We start from the raw sequence: 8,772 nt of genomic DNA on the forward strand, positions 1-8,772 counted from the left end.
CTCAAACAAGGACTGCCCAGTATTTGATAAGACATAGGTTTTTCCACCACCATCTTTTTGCTCATCATCCATCTGTTTTACCAGTCTGAGGATCTGCAGGCTAACCCGGTAACGTTTTTCGCCATACGGCTGTACAAAAGTTTCCGTTTGGGCCGCCTCGCTTCCCTGCTGCGGTTTCTGGCCGGCTTCGGCGGTATCAATGGCCACAGCCATAACAAAGCCTCTATCCTGGAGTTCCCGCCTATCCCAACAGCCACTAACAGCAAGCCCCATAGCCAAAATGAGTACTATTCCCGCCAGCCGTCTACTAGCTTTCACTGGTTTCCACCTCATGTTGTTTCCGCTTAGCATACAGGTATACCAGCGGTATTATCCCTAGGGAAAAGGCTAACCCCAGAAAATTTGCCGTCTTTTCAACCATTGTAACCCATTGGTTGCCATCCAGCAGAGTTACACCGGTATAAATAAAAGGCGCTAACGCCAATACCCAGGGCCGGTGGTCAACATGTCCCCATACCTTACTCATGATTCGTGCCATACCGTAAAGGATTAACGTCTGAGAGTTAAAGATTAACGGAATCCAAGCAATAAGAAAGTAATTTTCCAACCGTTCAATAAATGTACCAGGCAATTCCACACTGCGCACTACCACTAACGTCGGATAAGACTCACTCTTTACTGACTCGACCGATAATACCCCAATCGTCATCACAATAATGACGATGCCCACAAGGGTAATAAACGCAAATCCTACCGCCGTCACCTTTATAATGTTATTGCGTTTTTGGCTAATTAGCGGAAATAGCAGCAAAATACTTTCATACCCGTTATATATTCCATAGGTACTTATCACTGCCTTAAAAATGCCTTCCGGTTTGTCTGTCCAAAACGGTAGCAGATTTTCCGGCTGTAAATTAAAAATACCAGCACTCCAGACCGTAGCACTCATAGCAACCGAGATAAAAAATGTAAGCTGCGCTATCCGTATAATAGTCCCCAGATCCTGAACCGCAGCATAAACTACAACGGCAAGCATCGACATGATAAGTACATCAGGCGGCGTGCGATCAAACATAAAAAATACCAGCACTCTGCTGAATTGAGTTTGCGCCACCCACAACTCCAATAAGAAGACAAGCATCAGGATACCAATAACAGCCACCCCGCCCCATTTACCCAAAAGGCGCGGCAGGTACTCTGTAATATCATTGTGGGGATACAAAGCGGCAAGTTTGAGCATAATCCAGGCGACGCAAAAAAATAGTCCGCCGCCAAGAAGAACACTGACCCACGCAAGCTGCTTAGCCTGAGGAACCAAATGGCCTGGCAAAGAAACAAACTGAGCCCCTAGCATGAAGGCCATCAAAACAACGCCAAACTGCCATACTGACATTTTGCTGTTTACTTCCAAATTAGCCATAAGGTTCCCTCAAGCCCCCATCCATAATATTTATCGCAATTAACCCTATATGGGTCAACTAACTGTTACTTGCCCGCTTACTGTCCTGGGCACCGAATTCTCCTGGTCTTGTCTTCATAAAATTACTTGGTGCACGGATTAACGTATTTTTCCAATCTGAGAAGTTGTCCACATTTAGCGTACCCCCAAGATAAGACTCACCAAAATTTTTCAAAGAACAAAGATGTACGGTAATAGTAAGAAACCCCAACATAACGCCGTATAGCCCCAAAACGGCGGCCAACAGCAGGATCGGTACTCTTAAGGCACGCAGCCCTAAGCCAAAAGAGTAATACGGCATAGCATAAGAAGAAATGGCAGTAGTAGCAATGATCACTACCAAAAACGGGTTAACCAGTCCGGCCTGTACAACCGTTGTGCCAATAACAAAGGCCCCCACCATACTGGCTGCACTGGAGACCTTTTTCGGCAGCCGAGTAATGGCTTCCTGAAAGAGTTCAAGCAGTATTTCCATTAGCAGAGCCTCTAAAAAGGAGGGGAAAGGAGTCCGTGCTCTAAGCTCAGCAAGCGATATCGCCAAACCGGTTGGCAGCATGCCAGGATGGTAGGATACGACGGCAATATACAGCGCCGGCAGGTAAACAGCCATTAAAGCGGCTATATGCCGACTAAACCGTATCAAACTGGCAACAGAAGCCGGTATGGTATTATCATCAATCGTCTGCATGATGTTGGCATAAGTACAGGGGATAATTATGGAAGATGGCGTATTATCTACAAGAATGCCTACCCGGCCTTCATAGATAGCAGTCACTACCTTTTCTGGCCGTTCGGTAGAATCTAATTGTGGAAAAGGCGTCCAAGGATGCTCAACCATGGCCTCTTCCAGCGCTTTGGATACAAATATGCCATCTGTTGAAATAGCTCGTATCCGTCGCTCTGCTTCTTCCAAAAGTCCAGGTTTAACTAAATTTGCAGAATAAACAAGCGCAACTGCCGTCTTGCTGCGTTGACCTACTTCCAGGATACGGACTTTGATATTAGGGTCTTTCGTGCGACGGCGCAGCAGGACAATATTATCTGCCAGCGTTTCATTAAAAGCATCTTGCGGGCCGCGCAAATTTTCCTCAAGTACAGGAGTATTTACACTACGTTTGATATATTTGGGGGCATCAACAATTAAAATCTCAGGCAAACCGTCAATCAGAACAAGGGCTTTGCCGCTCATAACGGCCTCAATCGCAACGTTAGCGCTTGTTTCAAGACTGATGGCAACGACAGTAAGCTTTTCTTCCATCAGTTTTTTTAAGTCAGTATCGCTTGTTGCAACCATCATAAGCGGTGCTAAAACATTAAATTCTAACGTAATAGAATCGATCATGCCATCCATAAATACCATTAAGGCCTGCCGGCCACCGGTCTTAAAAAAACGGAACTTGATATCATTGCAATCACGGAAAACCGTTTTTAACAAAGTCACATTTTGCGATAGCTCTGGCGTTAACACAAACATCTCATTGTCTGGAGCCGGTACAGCCCTGAGATCTGCCACAACACCAGACATAGCTTCACCAAGTTGAGCACAGTCTTGAATCAGCTTTTTTAGTGAAATCAGGCGTGTTCTAACACGATTTAGCTTGTTCTCAGGTAGGGCCTCTGACAGTTTAGCGAAGCTGCGCTGCTTTCCCTTATTATTTTTCCACACCGTCATGACAGCCTCCCTTATTGTTCAGTGTACCAGTAACCAACAACGATTGTCTGAGCAAAGTCTGAATCTGCGATGGTTCATAACAAGGTATAAGCACAATATTGCCATACTCCGACCTTTGACACATAATGTAGTTACATCCATGCGCAAAATATGCCATTTACTCTAAAATAATAGCCCCCAGGCTAGGCCAAGCCTTGACCCCGGCTATCGCCAAATGCGGCCGTCCGGTGTCCAATCATGTGATGCCTAGCCCTATAACCTGCGGGTTGATCTGATAGGCCGCACGAACAAAAGTCGTGGCGTTTTCTAGTTTATATTCAACCTTACTCCCAACGTTTCTCGACTTTCACACCTTTAAAATAATGGGCAACAATCTCCTCAGGCTTTTTTCCGTCTTTAGCCATACGGTTAGCTCCCCACTGTGACATGCCGACTCCATGTCCATAGCCCTTGCCAGCAAAAATTACATTTTCTTCACCGACTTCGATTTTATCTAACAGCATGGACTTTAGCTTAGTACTGTCTAATGCCATCCGCAGTTCAGGTCCTGACACCTCAACTTCGCGATTAACCATAAGCGTAACAGCCCGGCCTGACGGGCCTTTCTGCTTAATCTCTATGCTGCTAATATCATTTACCTTTTTACCAATCTTATCCATAGCTGCAATAACATCTTCTTTGGAGAAAACAACTGTCCAATTTTTAACATCTGCTGGCGCCAAATCATCTGGTGACTGAACGGATTGAATATAGGGCGGCTCAGCCTCCTGGTAATTCAATCCCTCTTTGGCAGTAGCGGTAATGCCGCCAGCTGAGGCATGAAACCAGGCCTGGATGGGTTTACCCTGATAAGTCAACACCATACCTCGTGTCATTTGTATCGCCTTTCTGACATTATCGTTAACCGCCTTGGCATTATACGCTTGGAATTCTTTGATATCAGTAGACGCCTGAGTACCTCGCTCAGGAACACCGCCTTTAGTCTCAATCGCTTCCAACGTAAATGTACGGGCAATAATAGCTTGGGCTGCCAGTGCCTCAACCGGCCAGTCATTTTTCATTTCTCCTGCTACAACACCAGCAAGATATTCTTCCATTTTCATCGTCTTTGTTTCGCCCGTTTCATGCATAAACACAGTAATGTCCGGTTCCTGCTGCTGCGTAGTTTGCTTAGGCGCAGGCAATTGGGGCGTTTCTGGCTTTTTTTGCGGCGAACTACAACCAGCAAGTATCAAACATAATGCTCCAAGTAATAGCAAACAAATAATCCATTTTCTGTTCATCCTTAATCCACCTCTATAAGCATTTTCTTCAATTTTTTTTATTATGACAAATAAAGGCTGGTTGCATACATGTATCTTATACGCTAAGCCAAGCACTTTCGCCCTACAGGCGACCTCATCCCAATTGGAGATCTAATCCCCCCGAACTGACGTGAACCCATTGCATCGCCAATGCTTTTTGTCAGGAGAAAGGTAATGGTATCCTCATTCCTTACTTTTCTGTAGTGTGATATAATATGATAAACTAACCACTTTTTTAAAAACAGCAACTCTAATCCCCAAGGCTTAACCAGGTAAGTATCTAAGTGATGATTCACAGATCCACCCGAGTAGAAAGCCACATAAAAATTAAATACTTTACAATAGGCTTTTGCCATAATTCAGCTTGACCTTGCTAATGGTAAAGCATACAATGATGTATATAGCCTGATAGCTTAACATAAACGCACCGCTTATTTGCAGCTAAGCAATACATGCGGGCGTTTTTTCGTCATATGAGGTGGTCACTTTGTCGAAAAAAACTAAACCGGCAAAAATTCTTTTAGTCTCTGCGTCGATAGGAACCGGACATACGCAAGCAGCGCAAGCGATTAAAACAGCCCTTGAAAACAGCAATCGGGCTGTAACTGAGGTTGTTGATTTCATGGCCGGTGACTCATACCTCAATTCACTGGTAAAGGAATCTTACCTAAAAATGATTGATGTGTTTCCCGATATGTATGATCTACTATACCGCATATCGCAAATGCCTTTGCCTGGTAGCGAAGTACAAAACCTCATAGCCAAAATCATGAAACGAAGTATGTTCAAGCTTATTCAGGAACATCACCCTGATGCTATTATTTGTACCCACCCTTTTCCCTGCGGCGCTGCAGCCTATCTTAAGCGAATCCGCAGGATATCTATACCACTCGTTGGCGTTATTACCGATTTTGCAGTCCACCGCCTCTGGTGTTACAACGAAACCGATTTGTATTTTGTTGCCACTTCTAAACTTAAACAACAGTTAGCATTACAAGGCATTGAGCCCACCCGCATTCACGCTACAGGCATTCCCATTGACCCCAAGTTTCGCTGCCTTCCTGCCGCCATTGACCAGACACTTCTGCGCCAAACGTTAGGGTTTTGTAACACTCATCCTGTAATTCTCATTATGGGCGGCGGACTTGGGCTAGGTGATTTAAAACAAGTCGTACTTACAATTGATTCCTTGCCACTGCCGCTCAACATAGTAGCAGTGACTGGCCGCAACGCAACCTTACGCCGCACGTTGTCCGCGCGAGCACAGGATCTCATTCACCCAAGCAAAGTCATTGGGTATACCCGGCATATACCGGAACTTATGGCTGCTGCTGATTTACTTATTACTAAACCTGGAGCTCTTACCATCAGTGAAGCCTTGTCTATGCAGTTGCCTATGCTTTTATGCCAAGCGATCCCCGGCCAGGAAACAGAAAACGCTGCATACCTGAGCCAAACCGGAGCCGCGCTCTGGGTCCAACATAACCATAACCTAGCTAACTCTGTCTATGAATTATTAACACAACCAGAACGGTTGCGTTCTATGCAGAAAATGGCTGCCCTGCTTGCCCGGCCGGCTGCCGCCCAAACCATCGCAACCACCGTCTTACAATATTTGCATAAGGCCGGAGCCGCCGCATCGCGTTAGAGGTAAGATTTGTATGGCTCTAATAAAGGCATTTTTTGACTAAACGCGAATTAATTATACTATGCTGATTTCCGGACATGCTCTACTTAGGAGGTATTTTCCGTGTCTAATATGGAAGCAGAACTTAAATTGCGGTTGGCCGATCCGTCCTGTATCAACAACCTACTAACGGCTCCGTTGCTTAAGGAACTATCCACTCAGCCGCCGCGCAGGCAAATCCTTGAAACTATCTATTACGATACCCCAGATCATCGCTTGCTTAAATCGCGCTTATCCTATCGGCTGCGTTTAGCCGACGGAGAATGGATAGCTACGGTAAAAGCAGATGGTACCAGTGACGGTGGGCTTCACCAGCGCTTAGAGTATAATATACCAGTAAAAAGCCAGCTACCGAGCATCCAACCCTTTTTATTAACCGATATCGGCGGACGTCTGGCCGAAGCTGCTGGCAATTTGCCGTTAGAACCGGTATTCAGCACATGCTTTGAACGCTATACCATGGATATCGTTACCGCTGATGGCAGTACAATTGAGCTTGCTCTTGATTCTGGCAATATTATAGCTGGCGATAAACAACAAAACATTCTAGAGCTTGAACTCGAATTAAAAGTGGGACAACCCCAATCGCTGATTTGGTTAGGAGCAGCTTTAGCTGATCAGTTTCCCTTACTACCGGAACAAGCTAGCAAATTATACCGCGCCATGGTATTAGCTGGTTTGACGGAGGGTCTTGCTCAAGACATCCCCTTGCCTTTCCCTCTGACAAAAGCAAGTACTGTTATGCCTGCGCACCAGGTACTCAGCGAAATGATGATTCACACCATTCATCAAGCCATCAGCGCTCAACAAGCATATTTAACCAATCCTAATCATAGCAAAACTTTACATAAATTCCGAACGGTATTGTTAAGACTCAGCTCACTCTTCCAATTTGCCAAACCGCTAATCCCGACCGAAGAGTACGCCGATTGGCTAAACAAACTTAAATCTTGGAACCGCAGGCTTGGCCGCATCCGTGACTTGGATGAGTTTAGTCTGATTTGGGACCAGTTAACTAGCTATATGCTCCTAGTAACCCCTGAGTATGCCGGTAAGCCGGTTCTGACAGAATCCATTGTCAACAAACGCAATGACGAAAGAACCAATTTTTATACTGCAGTTTCCAGTGGTGAACTTACACCCGTATTGTTAGGATTATGGTCATTTCTACTCAACTGGAGCAATACCCATGACAACCAGATAATCTATAAGCAGTTTGTTTACCAACGATTACGCTATTGGCTTACCCAGCTTTTACGGCAGGGCGATACACTTGACCTTAGTGATTTAACCGCCGTTCATGAACTTAGAATTGATGGCAGACGCCTTCGTTATACACTTGAAGCTTTGACCCCTGTACTACCGGCCAGTACCCAATTGCTTATCAAACGTTTGGAACAGCTTCAGGATTTATTAGGCGAAGTTAGGGATGTTGCTTTCACCTTCCCCCTATTACAGGAACTGGTCAAGGCTTCGTCCAGCCGCCTTTCCCACCGCGATGCCGGCCTTATTACTGGCTGGCAGCTTGCAAGGTCAGCATCTGCCAAAACCCAGTGGGGCAAAGTATGGACCAAGATACATAAAGCAGTCACCAAACAAAAAAAATTTAAGCCATCGGACAACGATTTCGTTACCGACGATTGATAAGCAATTTTGTACTTGCACGGCTAACCCTACTTTTTTTACAGGAGCAAAGCTCGCAAAATTGCGAGCTTTGCTCCTATTTTTAACTTACCTGCTTTTACTCCAAGTATATACCGCCAACATAATCGCCCATAGTGCCGTGAGTATCTGGTACTCCTCAACAGTTTCAAAAGTCATGAGGATATATACCAGTATTACCATGATAGTAAGAGAAAGTATGCTATATACGATTTTCTGCATTTGTACTTTATTCAGCGTAATCATTCTTTGTAACGGTAAATTAGACCAGGAAAATGAGTTAGTTGCCGGTCGTTTGCTACTACCGAGGGTTAACAAAGTTTCGTTAATAACAGGTAATGGCCTGGTATCTTCCAAACGGTCTCTTAACCGGCGGCCACAATGGCGGCAATACTTTACATTAGTAGCTAGTGTTTTTCCGCAAAAATCACAATACATAAGTATTCCTCGCACAACTCTTTTTTTTGTCTATCATGTTTCTAAAATACGGATTTTATTCCTTACCTATGAAATCGGCGTACTTTCCACAACCACCAGCTTATTAGTATGATCTTAGTTAGCTTCTTGCTATTGCCGTTAATAGCATTACTCTGGCTGCTCTTATGTATCACTTCTATTATTGCCGCAGTTAAAGCCATCAACGGCCAACCGTACGAATATCTATTCATTCAAAAGCTTGTACAAAAACTGTGAAAAACAGCTTACAACACACGCTCATTTTCTTTGGGCTTAAGTAACTAAAAAACCTGAGACATATAGCCTCAGGTCTTTTTTTACCCTATTTTTGCTTGTAAATCTCTTGCCAGCTTGATTTTAAATCCTGCAGATTTGGCTAGCCAGCGTCCTTATTTCTAAATGACCAACAGCCGCTTTGTGCTGAATATATTAGGCGGGCAAAGAGAAAAGCGGCGCCTTGCATTACAAATTCGGCAATTGCAGCGAGAACCGGAATAAGAGTAACGCAATGGAAAGTAACCTAAAATAGTTG

At 44.7% G+C, this 8,772-nt stretch carries 8 protein-coding genes and 1 pseudogene; 3 read left to right on the top strand and 6 right to left on the bottom strand.

Going from position 1 to position 8,772, the window contains the following annotated elements:
- The 5 genes and pseudogenes from AC29Z1_RS09530 to AC29Z1_RS09550 all read right to left on the bottom strand — a co-directional run.
- Window positions 1–318: pseudogene (locus tag AC29Z1_RS09530) on the bottom strand (Ger(x)C family spore germination protein); the annotation flags it as partial.
- Window positions 308–1,420 (bottom strand): GerAB/ArcD/ProY family transporter, encoded by a 1,113-nt coding sequence (locus AC29Z1_RS09535; RefSeq protein ID WP_488271228.1) that lies wholly within the window; start codon window positions 1,418–1,420, stop codon window positions 308–310. The gene AC29Z1_RS09535 and the pseudogene AC29Z1_RS09530, both read right to left, overlap by 11 nt.
- A 58-nt stretch (window positions 1,421–1,478) precedes the next feature.
- Entirely contained in the window at window positions 1,479–3,131 is a 1,653-nt protein-coding gene (locus tag AC29Z1_RS09540; RefSeq protein WP_488271229.1) for a spore germination protein, read from the bottom strand.
- Window positions 3,112–3,255 (bottom strand): hypothetical protein, encoded by a 144-nt coding sequence (locus AC29Z1_RS09545; protein WP_488271230.1) that lies wholly within the window; start codon window positions 3,253–3,255, stop codon window positions 3,112–3,114. The genes AC29Z1_RS09540 and AC29Z1_RS09545 overlap by 20 nt, the downstream gene beginning before the upstream one ends.
- Window positions 3,256–3,454: 199 nt before the next feature.
- Window positions 3,455–4,414 carry a SpoIID/LytB domain-containing protein gene (locus tag AC29Z1_RS09550; RefSeq protein ID WP_488271231.1) on the bottom strand — a complete coding sequence of 320 codons (960 nt, stop codon included), beginning with the start codon at window positions 4,412–4,414 and terminating at the stop codon, window positions 3,455–3,457.
- Between the two features lie 508 nt (window positions 4,415–4,922).
- Between AC29Z1_RS09550 and AC29Z1_RS09555 the strand changes: the two genes are divergently transcribed.
- Window positions 4,923–6,083: an MGDG synthase family glycosyltransferase gene (locus AC29Z1_RS09555; RefSeq protein WP_488271232.1), complete on the top strand. Its 1,161-nt coding sequence runs from the start codon at window positions 4,923–4,925 to the stop codon at window positions 6,081–6,083.
- 111 nt (window positions 6,084–6,194) lie between these two features.
- Window positions 6,195–7,766: a CYTH and CHAD domain-containing protein gene (locus tag AC29Z1_RS09560; RefSeq protein ID WP_488271235.1), complete on the top strand. Its 1,572-nt coding sequence runs from the start codon at window positions 6,195–6,197 to the stop codon at window positions 7,764–7,766.
- An 87-nt stretch (window positions 7,767–7,853) separates the two neighbouring features.
- Here the strand turns inward: AC29Z1_RS09560 and AC29Z1_RS09565 are convergent, their stop codons facing one another.
- Entirely contained in the window at window positions 7,854–8,222 is a 369-nt protein-coding gene (locus tag AC29Z1_RS09565; RefSeq protein ID WP_488271233.1) for a zinc ribbon domain-containing protein, read from the bottom strand.
- Window positions 8,223–8,330: 108 nt separating this feature from the next.
- On the opposite strand from AC29Z1_RS09565, the gene AC29Z1_RS09570 reads away from it, so the two are divergent.
- Window positions 8,331–8,477, top strand: a complete 147-nt coding sequence (locus tag AC29Z1_RS09570; RefSeq protein ID WP_488271234.1) for a magnetosome magnetite crystal formation protein family — start codon at window positions 8,331–8,333, stop codon at window positions 8,475–8,477.
- Window positions 8,478–8,772 lie beyond the last annotated feature (295 nt).

This window comes from Sporomusa sp. (assembly GCF_057736855.1).

What these genes read in the sequence shown, in the direction of transcription:
- AC29Z1_RS09535 (WP_488271228.1), bottom strand. Translation starts at nt 1,420, where the DNA reads ATGGCTAATTTGGAAGTAAACAGCAAAATGTCAGTATGGCAGTTTGGC.
- AC29Z1_RS09540 (WP_488271229.1), bottom strand. Translation starts at nt 3,131, where the DNA reads ATGACGGTGTGGAAAAATAATAAGGGAAAGCAGCGCAGCTTCGCTAAA.
- AC29Z1_RS09545 (WP_488271230.1), bottom strand. Translation starts at nt 3,255, where the DNA reads ATGTGTCAAAGGTCGGAGTATGGCAATATTGTGCTTATACCTTGTTAT.
- AC29Z1_RS09550 (WP_488271231.1), bottom strand. Translation starts at nt 4,414, where the DNA reads ATGAACAGAAAATGGATTATTTGTTTGCTATTACTTGGAGCATTATGT.
- AC29Z1_RS09560 (WP_488271235.1), top strand. Translation starts at nt 6,195, where the DNA reads ATGGAAGCAGAACTTAAATTGCGGTTGGCCGATCCGTCCTGTATCAAC.
- AC29Z1_RS09565 (WP_488271233.1), bottom strand. Translation starts at nt 8,222, where the DNA reads ATGTATTGTGATTTTTGCGGAAAAACACTAGCTACTAATGTAAAGTAT.
- AC29Z1_RS09570 (WP_488271234.1), top strand. Translation starts at nt 8,331, where the DNA reads ATGATCTTAGTTAGCTTCTTGCTATTGCCGTTAATAGCATTACTCTGG.